The organism is Sphingobium cyanobacteriorum (assembly GCF_030580935.1).
In the GTDB taxonomy this organism is placed as follows: Bacteria; Pseudomonadota; Alphaproteobacteria; order Sphingomonadales; family Sphingomonadaceae; genus Sphingobium; species Sphingobium cyanobacteriorum.
In genome coordinates, this window is record NZ_JAUQOM010000002.1 from 374,620 (window position 1) to 394,568 (window position 19,949).

The window sequence follows — 19,949 nt, forward strand, 5'->3', positions numbered from 1 at the left end:
GAAGGGTTGTCCAGGGGGGCATGCGCCGTTTTGCAAAGGGCGATCCTGGCCGTCGCTAAACCAGATGCTGGCGGTCGACCAAAATCCACCCTCCTCTGGCAGGAGAGCCATTGCCTCCGCCCAATCGCAATGCGACGCCACGCTACAAGAACACGCCGCCCTTCATCACCCGCCGCGCGCGGCCCTGCACCGGCAGGCGGTCGAACGGGGTGTTGCCTGCCGACGCCGCCATCTTCGCGCGGTCCACGATCCACGGCGCATCGGGATCGACGAAGATCAGGTCGGCCGCGCTGCCGGGGGCAAAGCTGCCCGCGTTCACGCCCAATATCTTTGCCGGGTTGGCGGACAGCAGCGTCATCAGCCGGCCCATCGACACCTGCCCCTCGCGCACCAGGTTGAGCGAGAGCGCCAGCAGCGTTTCCGCCCCCGCCATGCCCGGCGCGGCATCGGCGAAGGGCAGGCGCTTGTCCTCCGGTCCGCGCGGATCGTGGCTGGACGTGATCACGTCCACCGTCCCGTCCGCCACCGCCGCCAGGCTCGCCTGCCGGTCCCGCTCGTCGCGCAACGGCGGCGACAGGCGGGCGAAGGTGCGGAAATCCGTGACCGCCTGGTCGTTCAGGAACAGATAGGCCGGGCTGATCCCGCAGGTGACGTTCAGCCCTTCGGCCTTGGCCGCGCGGATGCGGTCAAAGCCCGCCTGCGTCGTCACCAGCCGGAAATGGATCGCCGCGCCCGTCTCGCGCACCAGCATGATGTCGCGGGCGATCGCCATCGCCTCCGCGCAGGCCGGCGCGTGGGGCAGGCCCAGGCGCGTCGCCGTCTCGCCGCTGGTCGCCACCGCCTTCGCCGTCAGCCCGCCATCCTCGGCATGGGCGATCACGGTCAGGCCCAGCCCGCTGGCATAGGACAGCACGCGCAGCATGACGCCCGAATCCGCGATCCATTGCCGCCCGGTGCCGACCGCCTTCGCGCCCGCCGCCTGCATCAGGCCCATTTCGGCCATTTCCGTGCCCTGCAAGCCGCGCGTCGCCGCCGCGATCGGATGCACCCAGAAATCGGGCTTGCCCGCGCGCGTCGCCTGCCGGATCAGCCCCACCTCGTCCAGCGCCGCCCGCTGGTCCGGCATCAGCGCCGCGCGCGTGATCCCGCCGAAATGAAAGGCCGGCTTGTCGGTGGCGAACACGCCCAGGTCGATGAGGCCCGGCGCGACCACCAGGCCGCCCGCATCGACCCGCTGCGCATCGTCCGGCACCGCCACATCGCCCGCCGCGACGATCCGGTCCCCCTCGATCAGCACGACGCCGGGCGTCATCGCGTCGCCCGCCGGATCGGCGAGGTGACCGTTGATGATGGCGATCATAGTCACTGCACTCCCCCGAAACAGAAGCCGTCATCCCCGCGGAGGCGGGGATCCATCTCCTGGCCTTGCGGCCGGGGATGGGGTGGGAGATGGATTGCCGCCTGCGCGGCAATGACCGACAAGGCCGGAATGGTCACGCCCATCCCTCCACGCCCCGCGCGCCGCGCGTCAGCACGTCCAGGCACGCCATCCGCACGGCCACGCCCATCGCGACCTGTTCGGTAATCGCCGATCGTTCGGGATGATCGGCGACGCTGCTGCTGATTTCCACGCCCCGGTTCATCGGCCCCGGATGCATCACCAGCGCATCGGGCCTGGCGATGGCCAGCCGCTCCGGCGTCAGCCCGTACAGCGCATGATATTCCCGCGCCGACGGTATGAACGCTCCGTCCATCCGCTCATTCTGGAGCCGCAGCATCATCACCACGTCCGCGCCGTCCAGCCCCTCGTCCATCTTCGTAAAGGGCGTCGCCCCCAGCATCTCCACCTCCGGCGGCAGCAGCGTCGGCGGCGCGACCGCGCGCACCTGCGCGCCCAGCGCGGCCAGGCACAGCATGTTCGACCGCGCCACCCGGCTATGCAGCACATCGCCGCAGATCGCGACCACCAGCCCTTCGAACCCGCCCTTGCGCCGCCGGATCGTCAGCGCGTCGAGCAAGGCTTGCGTGGGATGCTGATGCCATCCGTCGCCCGCGTTCAGCACCGGGCAGTCCACCTTGTCCGCGATCAGCCGCACCGCGCCGGAACTCGCATGGCGGATCACGATCACATCGGCGGCCATGGCATTCAATGTCATGGCCGTGTCGATCAGCGTTTCGCCCTTCTTCACGCTCGACGTGGCCGCCGCCATGTTGACCACGTCCGCGCCCAGCCGCTTGCCGGCAATCTCGAACGAAAGCAGCGTGCGTGTGCTATTCTCGAAAAAGGCGTTGATCTGCGTCATTCCCGCCAGCCGGTCATCATGCTTGCGCGCCTGCCCCTTGTTGGTCGCGGCCCAATGTTCGGCCTCGTCCAGCAGGAACCGGATTTCCCAGGGTTTCAGGTCCGCGATCGACAGCAGATGCCTGTGCGGAAACAGCGCCCGGCCGGTCAGTTCGGGGGTCGCGTCAGGAATGAAGATGTCGGGCATGAGCCGGTGCTTTAGGGGAGGGGAGGGGAGAGGGCAAGGTGAACCCGTCATTGCCAGAAGCGGCGATATAATCTCTATTGCAGGGATGGCGTGACGGCAAATGTCGACCGGCGGTTTTCCGCCGTTCGCGCTCCGAAAATGTTCAGTCAGCGTCCGGGTTGCGGAAATTCAGCCGCCGCGTCACCGTATAGTCCAGCACGCCCACCAGCAGATAGCTGATCCACTGTTTCGCCAGGGTCAACGCAGTGCGGCTGGCGCGATGGTCGGCCAGGCTGATCGCCCGGCTCTCGCCTGCCTCTGCCGTGATGAAATCGCGCACGGCCGCCGCGAAATCCCGGTCCTCCACCCGCAGCATCAGTTCCAGGTTCAGGAACAGGCTGCGCATGTCGAAATTGGCCGATCCCACGAACACCGCATCATCGATCACGATCAGCTTCATGTGCAGCTTGCACGGCTGATATTCGTAAATCTCCACCCCGCGTTTCAGCAGCGGCCCATAAAGCAGCCGCGCCGCCGCCACGGTCGCGCCATTGTCCGACCGGGACGGCAGGATGATCCGCGCGCCCGCCCGCCGCGTCGCCCGCGCGATTCGCGTCAGCATCCCCCGGCCGGGCGAGAAATAGGCGGCGATCATGTCGACCCGCCGCGCCCGTTCCAGGTCATGCTTCACCACCTGCGCCCAGGGGCTCAACCGCCGGGTCGGCCCGCCGATCAGCCAGCGGAACGGTTCGTCCGGGTCATGGTGCAGCGCCGGGTGCCATTGCCGCACCATGCGCCGTAAGGTGCGGAACCGCTGTTTCTTCGTGCCTACCCAGCGCCACAACTGCCCGTACCATTTGGCCATCGCCTCCACCTGGTCGCCCGCGACCAGCAGGCCGATGTCGCGCCAGCAATCCTCCGCCGGGATGCCGAAATAACCGTCCTCGACATTGAATCCGCCGATCAGCAGGCGTGCCGCGTCGGCGATCGCCATCTTCTGATGGTTGCGGATCAGGTAGCGGGTGGATCGTCGCGTCCCGAACCGTGCGAACTGCGCGCCCGCTTCCACCAGGGGGGCAAAGAAGCTGTCGGGCGTGCGGGACGATCCGAAACCGTCGACCATCAGCGTCACCGCCACCCCGCGCGCCCGCGCCGCGATCAGCGCGTCGCGCACCATCGTCCCGCTGCCATCGGCCGCAAAGATGTAATAATAGAGGTTCAGGCTGCGCCGCGCGCCCGCGATCAGCGTGATCAGCGCATCGCGCAGCGCCTGCCCGTCGGCGATCAGCCGCAGCCGGTTGCCGGCCAGATCGGCGCATATCGGCGCGGTGCGCGGGCCGGGGGCGGTGGACGCCGGGGCAGGCTCTGGGGTCGCCATGCCGCCCTCATGCCGTGTTTGCTTGCCTTGCGCCATGGCTTTATGGCCTTTTCATTGACTCGGTCGTGGGGCGCTGCTAGTGGCCCGGTTCACGACTTTCCTTCCGTTATTTGCAGGAGGCCCTGTTTGGCCCGCGTTACCGTCGAAGATTGCGTCGACAAAATTACCAACCGTTTCGATCTTGTCCTGCTCGCCGCCCAGCGCGCGCGGGAGATTTCCGGTGGCGCCGAACTGACGGTCGATCGTGACCGTGACAAGAATCCGGTCGTCGCGCTGCGTGAAATCGCTGAAGAAACCGTCATGCCCGTCGATCTCCACGATTCGCTCGTCGCGTCCCTGCAAAAGGTGCAGATCGATGATGACGATACGCCGGACGAAATCGGCTCGATCGCCCAGTCGGCGGAGGCGTTGCGCCTGACCGCCGCCGCGCCGCCGCGTAACCAGAATATTGGCGGCGACTACGACGGCTGATCGCCGCACAAGTTTGGAGAGGGAAAGAGGCCCGGCCTGCGCAAGCAGGACCGGGCCTCGACCTTTTTGGTATCCGATAAAGCCGGTGCGATGCGTGATTGTGCGCGCGGCGAAGCCATCCATGGCGGGCGCGCTGGCAAGATGCGTCAATCTGGCGTCATCCCGCTCCGGCGATCAGGCGACAGGGGGCCGCGCATCGCGCGATCCCCCTGTCGTCCTTGTCAGCATCTGGAATTGCGGTCGATCGCCCGGCCGGCCAGCGCGCCCGCGCCCGCGCCGATGATCGTGCCCGGCGCACGGTCGCCATGCGTATCCACGGCCCGGCCCAGCAACGCGCCGGCGACGCCGCCCAGCAGCAGCCCGGTGGTGCCGCCCGACTTGCGGCAGCGATAGGCGCGATCGTCACGATAGCCGCGACGATCGGCATAGCGGTCGCCGCGATAATGATCGCCACGATAATCGCGATGATAGCCATGGCGATGATGATCGCGGGCGTAGGATGTTGCGGGCACGACCGCGCCCAGCGACGCGGCGGCAAGGGCGGTGGCCAATATGGCTTTGCGAATGAACATAAATTCTCCTCGGACCTGATCATCTGTTGACGGTCCGGGCTATCGCATGGCCCCGATGTTCCGATCCTGAACCGGCCTGTCATGTGCCGTTCAGCTAAGCGGGCCGCTCAGTCCAGGTCCGGCAATGCCCAGTCGATCGCGCCCCGGCCATGCGCCTCCAGAAATGCGTTGGCCCTGGAAAAGGGCCGTGACCCCAGAAATCCGTTATGCGCCGACAATGGGGAGGGGTGGGCGGACTTGATCACCAGATGCCGGTCCTGGTCGACAAAGGCGGCCTTGCGCTGGGCATAGGCGCCCCACAGCATGAACACGACCGGCTCTTCCTTTTGCGCCACCAGCCGGATCACCGCGTCGGTGAACAATTCCCATCCCTTGCCCTGATGCGATGCCGCGCGGCCCATTTCCACCGTCAGCACACTGTTGAGCAGCAGCACGCCCTGCTTGGCCCAATGGTCCAGAAAGCCGTGCCTGGCCCGTGCGATGCCCAGGTCTGTCTCCATCTCCTTGTAGATATTGACCAGCGACGGCGGCGTCCGCACGCCCGGTTTCACCGAAAAGCACAGGCCATGCGCCTGTCCTTCGCCATGATAGGGGTCTTGCCCCAATATCACGACCTTCACCTTGTCCACCGGCGTCAGGTCGAGCGCCCGGAAATATTCGCTCCCCTTGGGAAAGATGCGCTTGCCTGCTGCCTTTTCCGCCTGAAGGAAGCGTTTGAGCGCCTGCATGTGCGGCGCGGCGAATTGGCTGGCCAGCGGCGTGCGCCAGCTTTCGTGCAGCTTGATCCCGTCTGTCATGACGCCCCTGATGGCCTGCGCCGCAAAGCCCTGTCAACGCGCCCGTTTGCGGTTAACGCTCTTGCCTCGCGGCGGATGATCCGCAACTAAAGGTCATGCCGCTTGCCCGTCCGCTGTCGCTCCTTGCCGCCCTTGGCCTGTTCCTCGCCCCGCTGCCCAGCGCCGACGCCTTCGGCCCGCCGCCCGCACCTACGCTCCAGCAGGATGCGCGGGCCAAGCTGATGGCCGAATTCACCCGCTTCGCCGCGCTGTCGGACGGCACCGTCGGCATCGCCGTGCGCGACCTCCAGACCGGGGAGACTCAGGCGCTCAACGGCGACACGCTCTTTCCCATGGCCAGCGCCTACAAGGTCGCGGTCGCCGGCCGCATCCTTGCCCTGGCCGATGCCGGCGACCTGCGGCTGGACGATCAGTTGGCGCTCGATCCCGCACTGGCGAGCGAGGGCGGCATCGCCTGGATGTTCTCGCGCCCCGGCGCAACCCTGTCGGTCGACCGGCTGCTCGAACTGATGCTGCAAAAGAGCGACAATAATGCCACCGACGTGCTGGTCGCGCGCGCTGGCGGGCCGCGGGCGATCACGGCCTTCGTGAACGGGCTGGGCGTCACCGGCCTGCGCGTCGACAGCGACACGGCGCATCTTCTCTACCGGGCAATGGGCATCCGTCCATTGTCGGGCAGCTTCCGCCAGAATGCCGACGCCGCCCGTCGCGCCGACCCGCAACTTGTGGTGCGCGACATGCGTGACCTGCCCAACCTGGCCTTCGCGACCGAACCGGAGGACACCGCCACGCCGACCGCGATGCTCGACCTGATGACCGCCTATCAGGCGGGCCGCGCGCTTTCCCCCGCCAGCACCCGGCGCCTCTTCACCATCATGGCGCATTGCGAAACGGGCAAGGCGCGAATCGTCGGAATGCTGCCGCCCGGCACGGCGGTGGCGCACAAGACCGGCTCTCTCAACGGGGTCGGCAATGATGTCGGCGTGGTGCGCCTGCCCGACGGGCGCAGCTTTGCCATCGTCGTGTTCGTGATGAAGGACAGCAAGGGCCATGTCGCGCGCGACCGCATCATCGCGGAAGCGGCGCGGGCGGCCTATGATTATTTTCTCTATGCCCCGGACAGGATGCACGGCCGGGCGCATAACACTTAACACAGGTCGGAAAAATCATTACGCTACCGATTAGAGAGGGTGTCGGAGCGCGAGTTTGACATGACCAGCCTGCACTGTTTCAGGGATTTCTGGCCCTATTATTTGCAGGAACATGCGCGCCCCGGCACACGCGCCCTCCATTATGCCGGCACCAGCCTGGTGATGGCCCTGCTGGCGAGCGCGCCCTTCACCGGCTATTGGTGGGTCGGCGTGGCGCTGCCGGTCGCGGGCTATGGCTTCGCCTGGGCGGGCCATGGCCTGATCGAGCACAACCGCCCCGCCACCTTTCGCTACCCGCTCTGGTCGCTGCGCGCCGATTTCGTGATGTGGCAGCGTTTCATGACCGGCCAGATCAAGCGCGACCTTGCCAAGGCCGGCGTGCGCGCCGACGGCACGGTCGATCCGGCGCGGCGCATCCGTGGCTGACCGTAGCGCTTGACCGCGCCCGGCGCTCTGCCACAAGGGCGCGATGGCTCTTACCGCGACCTTCTCGCTGCCCGACCGGGCGACTTTGGCGCAGCGCTGGCAGGCGCTGGAGGCGCGATCGGATGCGTCCTTCTTCCTGCGCTGGACCTGGGTGGGGGCGTGGCTCGACAGCTATCCGATTCGGCCCGAACTGCTGGCCGTCGTGGACACAGATGGCCGGGACGTGGCGCTGGCGCTGGTCGGCCATGCGATGCAGCCGCGCCTGCTGGGCGGCGTGGCGACGCTCAGCCTCAACCAGTCGGGCGACCCGGACGCCGACCGCCCCTATGTCGAATATAATGGCCTGCTCGCCGAACGCGGCCGGGACGGGGAGGCGGTTGCCGCCGCGCTGGCCGCGCTCGCCCGCCGCCGCGACTGGCGCGCCCTGCGGCTGAGCGGGATCGCCCCGGATTCCCCGCTGCTGGGCCTGCCTGCCCGGCGCAAGACGCGGATCGACCAGTCGCCGGTCTATCAGGTCGATCTCGACGCCGTGCGCGCGGCCGATGGCGACTATCTCTCGCTGCTCAGTTCCAACAGCCGCAGCCAGATCCGCCGCGCGATGAAGGATCATGGCGGCCCGCTGCCCGCCGTCGAAACCGCCACGCTCGATGACATCGCCCCCTGGCTGGACGCCATGGCCGCACTCAATGCAGGCCGCCACGCCGACAATGCCTGGGACAGCGCAAGCTTCCGTGCGTTCGTCGCCACGCTCGCCGCGCGCGGCCTGCCCGGCGGCGCGGTCGAACTGCTGCGGTTCAGCGATGCAGGCGGCGTGGTCGGGCTGCTGGTCAATTTCGTGCAGGATGGCGTGGCGATGAATTATCAGTCCGCCTTCGCCGATCCGCGCACGGCCAAGGACAAGCCCGGCCTGCTCTGCCATGCCGCCGCCGTCGGTCATTATGCGGCGCGCGGCCTGTCCCGCTACTCCCTGCTGGCGGGCAAGGATCGCTACAAGCAGAGCCTGTCGACCTGCGAGGACTCGCTCGAATGGTGGCTGCTTGAACGGTTCAGCCCGCGCCTCGAAGCCGAAGCGCTGCTGCGCCGGCTGCTCAGGCGCCCAGCTTCCGTATGACGCGATAGACCAGGCGGCGCAGCCCCTGCCGTTCGGGCTGCGCGCTGACCGTCGCGACCGGCAGGCCGCGCTTGCGCAGCAGCGCGTTGAAACTGTGCAATTCGCCTTCCGCCACGCTGCGTTCGGACCGCCATGTCACCGACAGGCTGACCGATACGGTCGGGCCGTTTTCCACGAAATGCGGCGCCTTCACCGGCACATGGATGGCGTCGCCCGGCGCCAGCCGGACGGCCTTGCCCTGCGTCTTGAACCCGTCCTGCCACACCAGGTTGCGATGCCCGCCGCCATGAAAATCCTCGCTTTTCTGCGCCGGCACCAGATGCTCGTCGCGCGCGGGAAAGACGGTCATCGTCTTGGTCCCCATGATCTGGAGCAGGATATTATGCTCCGGGTCCATGTGGAACGGCGTCACGCTGCCGGGTGAGGACAGGAAGATGAAGGCTTCGCGATGCAGCATCGGCCCGGTCTTTTGCCCGACGATCGGTTCCAGTTCGGCCAGCGCCGCGTCGAGCAGCGCGGCATAGGCCGGGTCGCGCTCGACATTCTTGAGCACCGCCCAACTGCCGTTCGTTTCGATCGTGCGGATCGTCTCGCCCAGCGTCAGCCCGTTGGACGGCGTATCCTCCGGCCGCACGCCCAGCGGCAGCTTGCCCAGATTATATTCGACCGATTGTGCCGGCATCCGCTCCGCCAGCCCCGCCAGCGCGTCCAGCGTCAGCAACCCGTGCCCTGCCAGGCCATGGTTCAGTCTGGCCGATTCGTCGGGATAGGCGGCGGCGAAGGCGGCGCGCGCACTGTCGGGGAAGGTCGCGCCGTCCGCCGGCGCGATGGGGCTGTGCGCGGTCATCGCTGTCCTTTCACATATCTGGCTAAAGTTTCGACGCCGTTCGCGACGGCGAAGGCGGCGTGGCGCTGCATCCGCGCCGCGCCCCTGCCGTGCAGCGCGATGCGATATTGCACGATGGTGCGCCGTTCCGCCCACAGGCTGTCGATCATCGGATGGTCGGGGGCAGCGCAACTGTCCATCCAGCCGATCGCTGGATCATCCTGCACCGCATGGAGATTGGCGATCTCGATCAGCACGCCCGGCGAAAAACGGCCCAGTTCCTCGTCAAAGGCGATCTTGAAGGAAAAAGCGCCCGCGCCATGGCGGAAATTGACCAGCATCGCGATGGCCCGCCCGTCCAGGTCGATGCGCAGCATATGCAGCCGCCCCGCCGCCAGCGCGGCGGCGCAGGCGGCACGGAAGAAGGCGGCGTCACCCGGCTTGCAGCCCAGCGCTGTGCCCTTTGTGCCTTTCCAGCCGGCCGCTTCCAGCGCCAGGAAATCGTCGCACCACAGCGGCAGCGCCGCGCCATCGTCCAGCAGGCGCGTCTCGACCGTGCCCAGTTCGGCAAGCCGCTTCTGCAACCGGCGCAATTCCTTGCGCTTCTTCGACCGGACCTGCGTTTCCCAATAGGCGTCGGCGCTCAATTCGGACCGCAGCATCGCCCGTTCATAGCGGTGAATCTCGCGCCATCCGCGTCGCTGCTCGACGCACACCGCCTCGATCGCGGCGGCATTGGCGCCCGCCGCGTCCAGCCCCTCCAGATGCAGGAATCCCCGCGCCCAGGGCGCTGCGTCCAGTTGCGCCAGGAAGCCGCGCCACGCCGCCGCCTCATGCCCCCGCCGCACCATCGGCGCGCCGAAAAAACAATGATCATGCATCCAGTTGCCGACGCAGCCGACCGGCAAGCGGCCATGGCGCGGCTGCACCGTCAGCGGCAGCAACCCGATCAGTGCGTCGTCCTTCTCGACCTCGATGACATGCAGCCCGTCCGCCGCGAGATGATCGATCGCCGCGTCCAGCATGTCGGGCGCATAGAAAGCGTTGGCCTCCGCCGCGTCCTGCGCCAGCGCCGCCCAGCGGGCACGTTGCCCCGGCCCGGCATGATGGGCAGCGGGAAGCGAGGGATGGGATGCCATATCCATGGCCCTCGCTTAGGCGATAAAGATTAGGGGGCGGTAAAGATGCGAGAAAGTCGCAATCTTCCTGTTTAACGCGACCTGACTGGTCCGCGCGGGCTTTACATCGCGCGGCTTATTGTCTGAGACAATGGTTGAGAGACAGGCAAGCCGGCGCGGCTGAGCAGCCTTGGCGGGAGAAATGAAGCGTGACGATCCTTGTTACCGGCGCGGCCGGCTTCATCGGTATGCATGTCGCCGACCGGCTGATGGCGCAGGGCCACGCCGTGGTCGGCATCGACAATATGAACGATTATTATCCGGTATCGCTGAAACGGGACCGGATCGCGGCGTTGCAGGCGGCGCATGGCCGGCTCTTCACCTTCCATGAACTGGATTTTGCCGATCTGGACGCGCTTCAGGGGGCGCTGCACGACCAGGTGGTCGAATCGATCGTCCATCTGGGCGCGCAGGCCGGGGTGCGCTATTCGCTCGTCAATCCGCACGCCTATGTCCGCTCGAACCTGGCGGGCCATGTCAACATGCTGGAACTGGCGCGTGAACGGCGGGTGCGGCATCTCGTCTATGCCTCCTCCTCCTCGGTGTATGGCGGCAACGACTCGTTGCCGTTTCGCGTGGAGGATCGGACCGACCATCCCGTTTCGCTCTATGCCGCGACCAAGCGCGCCGACGAACTGATGAGCGAAACCTACGCCCATCTGTTCCGCATCCCCATGACCGGGCTGCGCTTCTTCACCGTCTATGGTCCCTGGGGGCGGCCGGACATGGCGATGTGGATCTTCACGTCCAAAATCCTGGCGGGCCAGCCGATCCCGGTGTTCAACCACGGCCGGATGCAGCGCGACTTCACCTATATCGATGATATCGTGACTGGAATCCTTGGCTGTCTCGATCATCCCCCGGCCGATGACGGCGCGCTCAAGGCGGGCGGCAGCCGGGGGCCGCACCGGCTCTACAATATCGGCAACAACCGGCCCGAAGAGTTGATGCACCTGATCGCGGTGCTGGAGGATGCGTTGGGGCGGAAGGCGGAAATCGATTTCCAGCCGATGCAGCCGGGCGACGTGCATGCGACCTATGCCGATATCAGCGCCATCGCCCGGAATATCGGTTTCGCGCCGACGACCGGCATCGAGTCGGGCGTGCCCCGATTCGTGGAATGGTATCGCGCCTATCATGGATGTTGATGACCGCTGCTGCACTGCACACGTCGCGGGGCGGAAGGTTCCACGGTTCGTCGGCAATATATGTCATTTCATCTTTTGTTGCTGGTGCGTTGTTCGTGCAGAATCGGGCAAATCTTCTTTCGCACTTGCAAAATGGATTGCCATAAGTGCCTGAAACAGCGTAAGCCAATCACGCAGGCTGGTTGCATAACCGGCCGGGGGTCGCGGAACGAGGGAAAGACGGCGCATCGAATACGGTGGCTCGTCGCCGCTGCTCTGATGGATCATCAGATCCAAAGAGGCGGAAAAAAGGGCAAGCGCGTGTCGACATCAGCTTCGAAGATTGTCCCGTTCGGCTCCGGTGGGCGAATCGTGGAAAGTGCCTGCCGCAGTCTTTCGATTGCCGCTTTCGGCCTCAATGCACTGGAAGCGAAATTTTCAGAGCGTGATTTTGCGGCGACTTTCCTGCGTGTTGTCGGCATCATCATGAAGGTGCGTGGCCGCGTGATCGTCACCGGCATCGGCAAGAGCGGCATCGTCGCGCGCAAGATGACGGCGACCCTGACCTCCACCGGCACGCCTGCCTTGTTCCTGCATCCCGCCGACGCCGGCCATGGCGACCTGGGCATGATCACGCCCGACGATGTCGTGCTGATGATGTCCCATTCGGGCGAATCGACCGAACTTGGCCCGATCATCCATTATTGCAAACGCTTCGCCATCCCGCTGCTGGCGATGACCGCGCAGGCGCACAGCACGGTGGCGACCGCCGCCGATATCTGCGTCTTGATGCCCGAAGTGGAAGAAGCCTGCCCCAACGCGCTGGCGCCGACCACCTCCACCACGGTGCAGATGGCGTTTGGCGACGCGCTGGCGATCGCGCTGATGGAAATGCGCGGCTTTTCCGCCGACGACTTCCATAAATTCCATCCCAATGGCAAATTGGGCGCGCAACTGGTCAAGGTGCGCGAACTGATGGCCAGCAACCAGGACGTGCCGATGGTGCGCGAGGATGCCTCGCTGCTCGACGCCACCATCGAAATGACCCGCGCCCGTCTGGGCGGCACCGCCATCGTCGATCGCAACGGCCGCCTGATCGGCGCCTTCACCGATGGCGACCTGCGCCGCACCGTGACCGGCAAGCAGAATCTGACCGAGGCAGTCGGCCGCTTCATGACGCTGACGCCGCTGGCGGTCGCGCCGGACGAACTGGCGTCCGAAGCGCTGCGCCTGATGCACGAACGCAACATCATGCTTCTGTTCGTCTGCGACAATGGCAAGCTGGTCGGCGCGGTCCATATGCACGACCTGCTGCACGCCGGGGTCGCCTGAGCCTTCTCGTCGTCATTCCCGCGCGCGCCGGCTCGTCCCGCCTGCCGCGCAAGCCGCTGCGGCTGATCGCCGGGCGGACCCTGCTTCATCGCACCATCGCCATGGCCCGCGCCGCGATCGGCACGCGGGACGGGGTGGCGCTGGCCGTGGCGACGGACGACGACGCCATCGCCGACCATGCCCGCGCCGCCGGCTGCGACGCGGTGATGACGGACAGCGCCATCGCCACCGGCTCTGGCCGCGCGCTTGCCGCCGCCCTGGCGCAGCCGGTGCTTCCGCGCTTCGTCGTCAATCTCCAGGGCGATTCGCCCTTCCAGCCGCAGGGTGCCCTGGGCGCTGTCATCGCCGCCTTGCAGGATGGCGCGCAGGTCGCCACCCCGGTCATCGCGCTCGACTGGGCCGCGCTCGACGCGCTGCGCGATCACAAGATCCGTTCGCCTTTCAGCGGCACCACCTGCGCCCGTGCGCCGGACGGGCATGCCTACTGGTTTTCCAAGGCGATCATCCCGGCGATCCGCAATGAGGACAAGCTGCGCGCCAGCCAGCCGCTGTCCCCGGTCTGGCGCCATGTCGGCCTCTATGGCTACACCCTCGACGCGCTGCGCCGGTTCGAAGCCTGCCCGCCGACGATGCTCGAAAATCTGGAGGGGCTGGAGCAACTGCGCCTGCTCGAACTGGGCATCCCGGTCATGACCGTGTCGGTCGATCCGCCCCGTTTCGACAGCAGCGGCATCGATACGGAGGCTGACATCAGCAGGGTCGAGGCGCTGATCGCCCGCCATGGCGATCCGACCCCGGCGCTCTGATGCGCCGCCTGTTCATCATTCGCCATGGCAATACCTTCGCCAGCAGCGCGGATGCGCGCCGCGTCGGCGCGCGCACCGACATCCCTCTGGTGGACAGCGGCCAGGCCCAGGCCGACCGGCTCGGCGCCTGGTTCGCCGCGCAGGGCATCGCCATTCACCGCCTCCTGTCCAGCCCGCTGCTGCGCGCCCGCGAAACCGCAGCGCGGATCGCCGCCGCCACCGGCCATGCGACCGATGGCGTGCGCGACTGGCTTGGCGAAATCGACCATGGCCCTGACGAAGGCCGGCCGGAAGCCGATGTGCTGGCCCGCATCGGCGCGCAGGCGCTGGCCGACTGGGACGAACGCGGCATCGCGCCCGATGGCTGGATCGTCGATGCCGACGCGCGCATCGCCGCCTGGCGCGACTTCTTCGCCGAACCGGGGCAGGGGACGGACCTGCTCGTCACCAGCAATGGCGCGGCCCGCTTCGCCCTGATCGCGGCGGGCCTGCCGCTGGGGTCGCTCAAGCTGCGCACCGGCGCGTTCGGCGAACTGGCGGTCGAACCGTCAGGCGCGATCAGGCTGGTCCGCTGGGACGAACGGCCGGCCTAGCCGCACTCGACCGTGACATGCTCCATCCGGGGCAGCGCCCGCACCCGCGCCCGCACCGCCGCGCCATCGGCGCCGGGCGCCAGGCTCAGGATCGCGGCATGGGCGTGCGGGCCGATGCGCCAGACATGCAGGTCGCGGATGGTTGCGCCCTCCGCCTCCGCCTCGCGCCGCACCCGCGCCATCAGCGCCGGTTCGGCGGTGTCGAGCAGGATGGCGGACGTGTCCTTCATCAGTCCCCAGGCCCAGCGCGCGATCACCACCGCGCCCAGCAGGCCGACCGCCGGGTCCATCCACCACCAGCCCAGATAGCGCCCGGCCAGCAGCGCCCCGATCGCCAGCACCGATGTCAGCGCGTCGGTCAGCACATGGATATAGGCGGCGCGCAGATTATTGTCGGCATGGCCATGTTTGTGGTCATGGCTGTGGTCATGATCATGCCCGTCATGGTCGTGGCTATGGTCATGGCCCAGCAACAGCGCGCTGATGATGTTGATGATCAGCCCGACCACCGCGACCAGCGTTGCCTCGCCAAAGGCGACATGGATCGGCTGGAACAGGCGCATCCCGGATTCGATCGCGATGAACAGCGCCGTCACGCCCAGCAGCAACGCCGATGCGAAGCCCGACAGGTCGCCGACCTTGCCCGTCCCGAACGTATAGCGCGGGTTGCGCGCATGGCGCCGGGCATAGCCATAGGCCGCCGCCGCTACCGCCAGTGCGCCCGCATGGGTCGCCATGTGGAACCCGTCGGCCAGCAGCGCCATCGATCCGGTGATCCAGCCGGCGGCGATCTCGACCACCATCGTCGCTGCCGTCAGCCACACCACCCACAAGGTGCGCTTCGCATTCTGGTCATGCCCGGCGGACAGGTAGATATGGTCGAAATAATGGCTGTCCTCGCCATCGGCGGACATGCCGGCGGGGGCGGGGACGCGGGCATCATGGCCGGGGCCATGTGCATGTCCATGCCCGTCATGCCCGTGTCCGTCATGCCCAGGCCCGTCATGCTTGTGGTCGTCGTGCATCTCTATTTCCCGTAACGGCGGATCAGCGCCAGCATTTCCTCGGTCGCGGCCTGGCGCGCCGCGTCGGACAGGCCGGGCCGGGCGACATGCTCGCGCATATGCTGCTCGATCAGCTCCTCCATCAGGCTGCCGACCGCGCCGCGCACCGACGCCACCAGTTGCAACGTCTCCGAACAGCCCGCATCCCCCGCCAGTTGCCGCTCGACGGCGGCCACCTGCCCGGCGATACGGCGCACCCGCGCCAGCAACTTGTCCCGATCCGCGATGATATGCATAGGATACCCCCCTATACTATATGAGGGCAGAAGCCAAGGGGGGGCTGGGCGTGGCGCGGGCGGGATGTGCGGGCCTTCCCCCGAACATCGCTTCCCCTGGGACAGGACACATTCTAACAGAGGTCCATGACAAGCGAACTGGCATGACAAGCGATCTGGACTGCGACCTGGCGATCATCGGCGGCGGCCTTTCGGGCGGGCTGATCGCGCTCGCCTTCGCGGCGCTCCGGCCCGATGTCCGGCTGCTGCTGGTGGAACAGGGGGACAGGCCGGGCGGCAATCATATCTGGTCCTTCTTCGACGGCGACGTGACCGCCGCCGACCGCTGGCTGATCGAACCGCTGCTCGTCCACCGCTGGCCGCAGGGGCATGCGGTCCGCTTCCCCGGTCATGCCCGCCATCTCGACACGCCGTATAACAGCGCGACAAGTGTTCCACTCGCTGTCACACTTGAACGCCAGTTGGGCGACCGGCTGCTGACCGGCACTCCTGTCGAGGCCCTTGCTCCCGACTGCGTCACCCTGGCCGATGGCCGCATGATCCGGGCGCGGGCGGTCATCGACGCGCGCGGGGCGGGGGATCTGTCGGCGCTGCGCTGCGGCTGGCAGAAATTCGTCGGCCACGCGCTGCGCTGCGCCGCCCCCCATGGCGTCGATCGCCCGGTCATCATGGACGCGACGGTGGCCCAGATGGACGGCTATCGCTTCGTCTATCTCCTGCCCTGGGACGATCGGACGATCTTCGTCGAGGACACCTATTACAGCGACACGCCCGACCTCGATGTCCCGGCCATGGACGCCCGCATCGCCGCCTATGCCGATGCCAAAGGCTGGCGGGCGGAAGTCGTCCATCGCGAACAGGGCGTGCTGCCGGTCGTGCATGGCGGCGATTTCGACCGTTACTGGCCCCCGGATGATCCGGTCGCCCGCGCCGGTGTCCGCGCCGGGCTGTTCCAGCCGATGACCGGCTATTCGCTGCCCGACGCGGTGCGATTCGCGCTCTGGCTGGCCGACCAGCCGCTCGACGGCCTGCCCGCCGCCACCCGCGCCTATGCGGCGGCCCATTGGCGACGCGGCGGCTATTATCGCCTGCTGGGCAAGATGCTGTTCGGCGCCGCCCGGCCCGACCAGCGCTGGCGCATCTTTGCGCGCTTCTACCGGCTGCGGCCCGCCCTCATCCAGCGCTTCTATGCCGGCCGTTCGTCGCTGACTGACCGTTTGCGCATCTTGTGCGGACGGCCCCCCGTGCCCATAAGGGACGCCATGCGAACATTGTGGAACCCGCCCGCCTGATGACCGACAGGACAGCGATCGTGATCGGCGCAGGCTTTGGCGGCCTTGCGCTTGCCATCCGCCTGCAATCGGCCGGCATTCAAACCACCCTGGTGGAAGCGCGCGACCGCCCCGGTGGCCGCGCCTATATGTGGGAAAGGGACGGCTTCACCTTCGACGCCGGCCCGACCGTCATCACCGATCCCGATTGCCTGAACGAACTGTGGCGCCTGTCGGGCCATGACATGGCGCAGGACGTGACGCTGATGCCGGTGTCGCCCTTTTACCGGCTCAACTGGCGCGACGGCACCAATTTCGACTATTCCAACAATGAAGCGCAACTGCGCGCCGAAATCGCCAAGCTCGATCCCAATGATGTCGCGGGCTATGAACGCTTCTGCGACTATGCCGCCGGCGTGTTCGAAGAAGGCTATCGCAAGCTCGGCTCGGTCGCCTTCCTCGACTTCGCCTCGATGATCAAGGCCGCGCCCAGCCTCGCCAAATATCAGGCGTGGCGGTCGGTCTATTCGGTCGTCGCCAGCCATGTGAAGAATGAAAAGCTGCGGGAAGCGCTCAGCTTCCACACCCTGCTGGTCGGCGGCAACCCGATGAAGACCAGCGCCATCTACGCCCTCATCCACAAGCTGGAAAAGGATGGCGGCGTGTGGTTCGCCAAGGGCGGCACCAATCGCCTCGTCCAGGGCATGGCGACGCATTTCGAGCGACTGGGCGGCACGCTTCGCCTGGGCGATGCGGTCACGCGGATCGAAACCTATGGCGACCGGGCCACGGCGGTCCATACCGCGTCGGGCTGGCGCGGGGAGGCGGACGCCATCGCCACCAACGCCGACCTGATGCATAGCTATCGCGACCTGCTCGGCCATCATCCGCGCGGGGCCAAACAGGGCGAGAAGCTGGCGGGCAAGCGCTGGTCGCCCAGCCTGTTCGTGCTGCATTTCGGGATCAAGGGCAGTTGGCCCGGCATCCCGCACCATATGATCCTGTTCGGCCCGCGTTATGAAGGGCTGCTGACCGACATTTACGATCATGGCGTGCTGCCGCAGGATTTCTCGCTCTATCTGCATCATCCCACCGTCACCGATCCGTCGATGGCGCCGGACGGGCATTCGACCTTCTATGCGCTCGCCCCTGTGCCGCACATGGGCAAGCTGCCGATCGACTGGGACCAGTTCGCGCCGGCCTATGCCGAACGCATCCTGGACGAAATCCAGCACCGGCTGATCCCCGACATCCGTTCGCGCATCGTCACCCAGTTCCATTATGCGCCGACCGATTTCGGCCGCGACCTCAATGCCCATCTGGGCAGCGCCTTCAGCCTGGAGCCGCTGCTCACGCAAAGCGCCTGGTTCCGCGCGCATAATCGCGACGATGTCATCCCCAACCTCTATCTGGTGGGGGCGGGCACCCATCCGGGTGCCGGCATCCCCGGCGTGGTGGGCAGTGCCAAGGCGACGGCGGCGCTGATGCTGGACGATCTGGGCAGGATGTAAATGAAACGATTGGCGGTCTATTGCGGTTCGGCCACGCCGGCCGACCTGACATATGTGGACGCGGCACGCCATGTCGGCCGCACCCTTGCGGAACGCGGCATCGGCGTCGTCTATGGCGGCGGGCGCCTCGGCCTGATGGGCGCGGTGGCGGACGCCGCGCTGGAGGCGGGCGGCGAGGTGATCGGCGTGATCCCGGAGGCGCTGGTCGGCGCCGAAGTCGCTCATCGCGGCTGCACGCACCTGCACGTCGTCCAGACCATGCACCAGCGCAAGCAGCTCTTCACCGACCTGTCCGATGGCTTCGTCACGCTGCCGGGCGGGGTCGGCACGATGGATGAACTGTGGGAAGCGATAAGCTGGGCGCAGCTTGGCTATCACAGCAAGCCGGTCGGCCTGCTCAATGTCGCGGGTTTCTACGACCAGTTGATCGGCTTCAACCGGCAGATGGTCCAAACAGGCTTCATCCGCCCGCAACATGCCGGCATCCTGATCCATGACGAACGCATCGACGGGCTGATCGACGCGATGGCGGCTTATCAGCCGCATGAAACGATCTTCGCGATGAAGGCGGATCGATTGTAGCCTGCCATGCTCCCGTGCAGGCGGGGGAACGCACGGCTTGCGGGCGATCGATCGGACGGGCATGTCTCCCCCCATGTCCCTATCTTCCTCAGACCGTTCCGCCCTCGTCACCCACGCCCGCGACAGTATCGCCCGCGGTTCCAGATCCTTTGCGCTCGCCTCGAAACTGTTCGATCCCGTCACCCGCGAACGCGCCTGGCTGCTCTACGCATGGTGCCGCAAATGCGACGACATCGCCGATGGCCAGGACCATGGCGGCACGTTGCAGGGCGTGACCGACGGGCAGGCAAGGCTGTCGACCATCCGGCGGTTGACCGATGCCGCCCTGCGCGGCGATCCGACCGGCGATCCGGCCTTTGACGGCTTTGGCGTCGTGATGCGCGAATGTGCGATTCCCGAACGCTATGCCCATGACCTGATCGAGGGGTTCGCGCTCGACGCGCGCGACTGGCGCCCCCGGTCGGAAGCGGACATGTTGCGTTATTGCTATCATGTCGCCGGCGCAGTCGGTTGCATGATGGCGGTGCTGATGGGCGTCGATCCGAACGACCGGGCGACGCTCGACCGCGCCTGCGACCTCGGCCTTGCCTTCCAGCTCGCCAATATCGCCCGCGACATTGGGGAGGATCAGGCCGCCGGCCGCTGCTACCTGCCAGAAGCATGGCTGGCCGAAATGGACATTCCTCCCGGTGCGCAGATGCAGCCCTGGGCGCGCCCGCGCCTTGCAATGCTGGGCAAGCGGCTGGCGACGATGGCGGCGGCCTATGAAGCCAGCGCGCGCCACGGCACCGGCGCGCTGCCGCCGCGCGCCGCCTGGGCGGTGCTGGCGGCCGCCGGCATCTATGGCGATATCGCCCGTGAAGTCGCCCGCCGGGGCGAACAGGCATGGGACCATCGCGTCGTCACGTCCAGGGGCGACAAGCTGGGCTGGGTGCTCCGCGCCGCGGCCCAGGTGCCCGGTCGCGCGCGCCGCTGGCCGGGTGCCATTGCCCGCCCGGCGACGCTGTGGACCCGGCCGCTCCAGGGCGCGACGCCTCTTGCTTGAACGG

22 protein-coding genes are annotated in these 19,949 nt (G+C 67.0%); 12 read left to right on the forward strand and 10 right to left on the reverse strand.

All coding sequences use genetic code 11. The annotated features are described in order from the left end of the window. Positions 1 to 142: 142 nt before the first annotated feature. The 3 genes from Q4610_RS06715 to Q4610_RS06725 form a co-directional block, all read right to left on the reverse strand. Positions 143 to 1,366: a dihydroorotase gene (locus Q4610_RS06715; RefSeq protein WP_304535219.1), complete on the reverse strand. Its 1,224-nt coding sequence runs from the start codon at positions 1,364 to 1,366 to the stop codon at positions 143 to 145. 127 nt (positions 1,367 to 1,493) lie between these two features. Next, positions 1,494 to 2,489 (reverse strand): aspartate carbamoyltransferase catalytic subunit, encoded by a 996-nt coding sequence (locus tag Q4610_RS06720; RefSeq protein ID WP_304535220.1) that lies wholly within the window; start codon positions 2,487 to 2,489, stop codon positions 1,494 to 1,496. 142 nt (positions 2,490 to 2,631) lie between these two features. Continuing rightward, a complete protein-coding gene (locus Q4610_RS06725) occupies positions 2,632 to 3,846 on the reverse strand; it encodes a phospholipase D-like domain-containing protein (protein WP_425262534.1) in 1,215 nt (404 codons plus the stop codon). Between the two features lie 126 nt (positions 3,847 to 3,972). Here Q4610_RS06725 and rpoZ point away from each other — a divergent pair, with 126 nt between their 5' ends. Next, positions 3,973 to 4,317, forward strand: a complete 345-nt coding sequence (gene rpoZ / locus Q4610_RS06730; protein ID WP_304535222.1) for a DNA-directed RNA polymerase subunit omega — start codon at positions 3,973 to 3,975, stop codon at positions 4,315 to 4,317. A 221-nt stretch (positions 4,318 to 4,538) separates the two neighbouring features. On the opposite strand, the gene Q4610_RS06735 is transcribed toward rpoZ, so the two are convergent. Both Q4610_RS06735 and ung read right to left on the reverse strand, forming a co-directional pair. Continuing rightward, complete coding sequence (locus tag Q4610_RS06735; protein WP_304535223.1) at positions 4,539 to 4,889, reverse strand: glycine zipper domain-containing protein; 351 nt, start codon at positions 4,887 to 4,889, stop codon at positions 4,539 to 4,541. Positions 4,890 to 4,996: 107 nt separating this feature from the next. Beyond that, the gene (ung, locus tag Q4610_RS06740; protein ID WP_304535224.1) at positions 4,997 to 5,686 is read right to left on the reverse strand and encodes a uracil-DNA glycosylase; all 690 of its coding nucleotides are present in this window, start codon (positions 5,684 to 5,686) and stop codon (positions 4,997 to 4,999) included. 95 nt (positions 5,687 to 5,781) lie between these two features. Between ung and bla the strand changes: the two genes are divergently transcribed. Genes bla through Q4610_RS06755 form a run of 3 tightly spaced genes read left to right on the forward strand, consistent with a single transcriptional unit; the run spans position 5,782 to position 8,374 of the window. Next, complete coding sequence (gene bla, locus Q4610_RS06745; RefSeq protein ID WP_304535225.1) at positions 5,782 to 6,837, forward strand: class A beta-lactamase; 1,056 nt, start codon at positions 5,782 to 5,784, stop codon at positions 6,835 to 6,837. Between the two features lie 60 nt (positions 6,838 to 6,897). Continuing rightward, positions 6,898 to 7,263, forward strand: coding sequence for an Mpo1-like protein (locus Q4610_RS06750; RefSeq protein ID WP_304535226.1), 366 nt, complete (start codon positions 6,898 to 6,900; stop codon positions 7,261 to 7,263). Between the two features lie 43 nt (positions 7,264 to 7,306). Beyond that, positions 7,307 to 8,374, forward strand: a complete 1,068-nt coding sequence (locus Q4610_RS06755) for a GNAT family N-acetyltransferase (RefSeq protein ID WP_304535227.1) — start codon at positions 7,307 to 7,309, stop codon at positions 8,372 to 8,374. Here Q4610_RS06755 and Q4610_RS06760 read toward each other — a convergent pair. Then, positions 8,352 to 9,221 (reverse strand): cupin-like domain-containing protein, encoded by an 870-nt coding sequence (locus tag Q4610_RS06760; protein WP_304535228.1) that lies wholly within the window; start codon positions 9,219 to 9,221, stop codon positions 8,352 to 8,354. The genes Q4610_RS06755 and Q4610_RS06760 overlap by 23 nt on opposite strands. Next, complete coding sequence (locus Q4610_RS06765; protein ID WP_304535229.1) at positions 9,218 to 10,345, reverse strand: GNAT family N-acetyltransferase; 1,128 nt, start codon at positions 10,343 to 10,345, stop codon at positions 9,218 to 9,220. Before Q4610_RS06765 ends, Q4610_RS06760 begins: the two co-directional genes overlap by 4 nt. A gap of 182 nt (positions 10,346 to 10,527) precedes the next feature. Here Q4610_RS06765 and Q4610_RS06770 point away from each other — a divergent pair, with 182 nt between their 5' ends. Then, positions 10,528 to 11,526 carry an NAD-dependent epimerase/dehydratase family protein gene (locus Q4610_RS06770; RefSeq protein ID WP_304535230.1) on the forward strand — a complete coding sequence of 333 codons (999 nt, stop codon included), beginning with the start codon at positions 10,528 to 10,530 and terminating at the stop codon, positions 11,524 to 11,526. Between the two features lie 63 nt (positions 11,527 to 11,589). Here the strand turns inward: Q4610_RS06770 and Q4610_RS06775 are convergent, their stop codons facing one another. After that, positions 11,590 to 11,793, reverse strand: coding sequence for a hypothetical protein (locus Q4610_RS06775; protein WP_304535231.1), 204 nt, complete (start codon positions 11,791 to 11,793; stop codon positions 11,590 to 11,592). Positions 11,794 to 11,877: 84 nt separating this feature from the next. On the opposite strand from Q4610_RS06775, the gene Q4610_RS06780 reads away from it, so the two are divergent. Genes Q4610_RS06780 through Q4610_RS06790 form a run of 3 tightly spaced genes read left to right on the forward strand, consistent with a single transcriptional unit; the run spans position 11,878 to position 14,236 of the window. Next, positions 11,878 to 12,837, forward strand: a complete 960-nt coding sequence (locus Q4610_RS06780) for a KpsF/GutQ family sugar-phosphate isomerase (RefSeq protein WP_425262542.1) — start codon at positions 11,878 to 11,880, stop codon at positions 12,835 to 12,837. Beyond that, positions 12,834 to 13,643, forward strand: coding sequence for a 3-deoxy-manno-octulosonate cytidylyltransferase (locus tag Q4610_RS06785; RefSeq protein WP_304535563.1), 810 nt, complete (start codon positions 12,834 to 12,836; stop codon positions 13,641 to 13,643). The genes Q4610_RS06780 and Q4610_RS06785 overlap by 4 nt, the downstream gene beginning before the upstream one ends. Next, positions 13,643 to 14,236: a histidine phosphatase family protein gene (locus tag Q4610_RS06790; protein ID WP_304535233.1), complete on the forward strand. Its 594-nt coding sequence runs from the start codon at positions 13,643 to 13,645 to the stop codon at positions 14,234 to 14,236. The genes Q4610_RS06785 and Q4610_RS06790 overlap by 1 nt, the downstream gene beginning before the upstream one ends. Here Q4610_RS06790 and dmeF read toward each other — a convergent pair. Then, positions 14,233 to 15,261 carry a CDF family Co(II)/Ni(II) efflux transporter DmeF gene (dmeF, locus tag Q4610_RS06795; protein ID WP_425262535.1) on the reverse strand — a complete coding sequence of 343 codons (1,029 nt, stop codon included), beginning with the start codon at positions 15,259 to 15,261 and terminating at the stop codon, positions 14,233 to 14,235. The genes Q4610_RS06790 and dmeF overlap by 4 nt on opposite strands. A gap of 2 nt (positions 15,262 to 15,263) precedes the next feature. Further along, complete coding sequence (locus Q4610_RS06800) at positions 15,264 to 15,536, reverse strand: metal/formaldehyde-sensitive transcriptional repressor (protein ID WP_304535234.1); 273 nt, start codon at positions 15,534 to 15,536, stop codon at positions 15,264 to 15,266. A 143-nt stretch (positions 15,537 to 15,679) separates the two neighbouring features. Here Q4610_RS06800 and crtY point away from each other — a divergent pair, with 143 nt between their 5' ends. From crtY to Q4610_RS06820, 4 genes are all read left to right on the forward strand, one after another. Further along, the gene (gene crtY / locus Q4610_RS06805; protein WP_304535235.1) at positions 15,680 to 16,828 is read left to right on the forward strand and encodes a lycopene beta-cyclase CrtY; all 1,149 of its coding nucleotides are present in this window, start codon (positions 15,680 to 15,682) and stop codon (positions 16,826 to 16,828) included. After that, positions 16,828 to 18,318 carry a phytoene desaturase gene (locus Q4610_RS06810; protein WP_304535236.1) on the forward strand — a complete coding sequence of 497 codons (1,491 nt, stop codon included), beginning with the start codon at positions 16,828 to 16,830 and terminating at the stop codon, positions 18,316 to 18,318. Before crtY ends, Q4610_RS06810 begins: the two co-directional genes overlap by 1 nt. Further along, entirely contained in the window at positions 18,319 to 18,900 is a 582-nt protein-coding gene (locus Q4610_RS06815; protein WP_304535237.1) for an LOG family protein, read from the forward strand. A gap of 73 nt (positions 18,901 to 18,973) precedes the next feature. Next, positions 18,974 to 19,945, forward strand: coding sequence for a phytoene/squalene synthase family protein (locus Q4610_RS06820; RefSeq protein ID WP_304535238.1), 972 nt, complete (start codon positions 18,974 to 18,976; stop codon positions 19,943 to 19,945). The last annotated feature ends 4 nt before the right edge of the window (positions 19,946 to 19,949 follow it).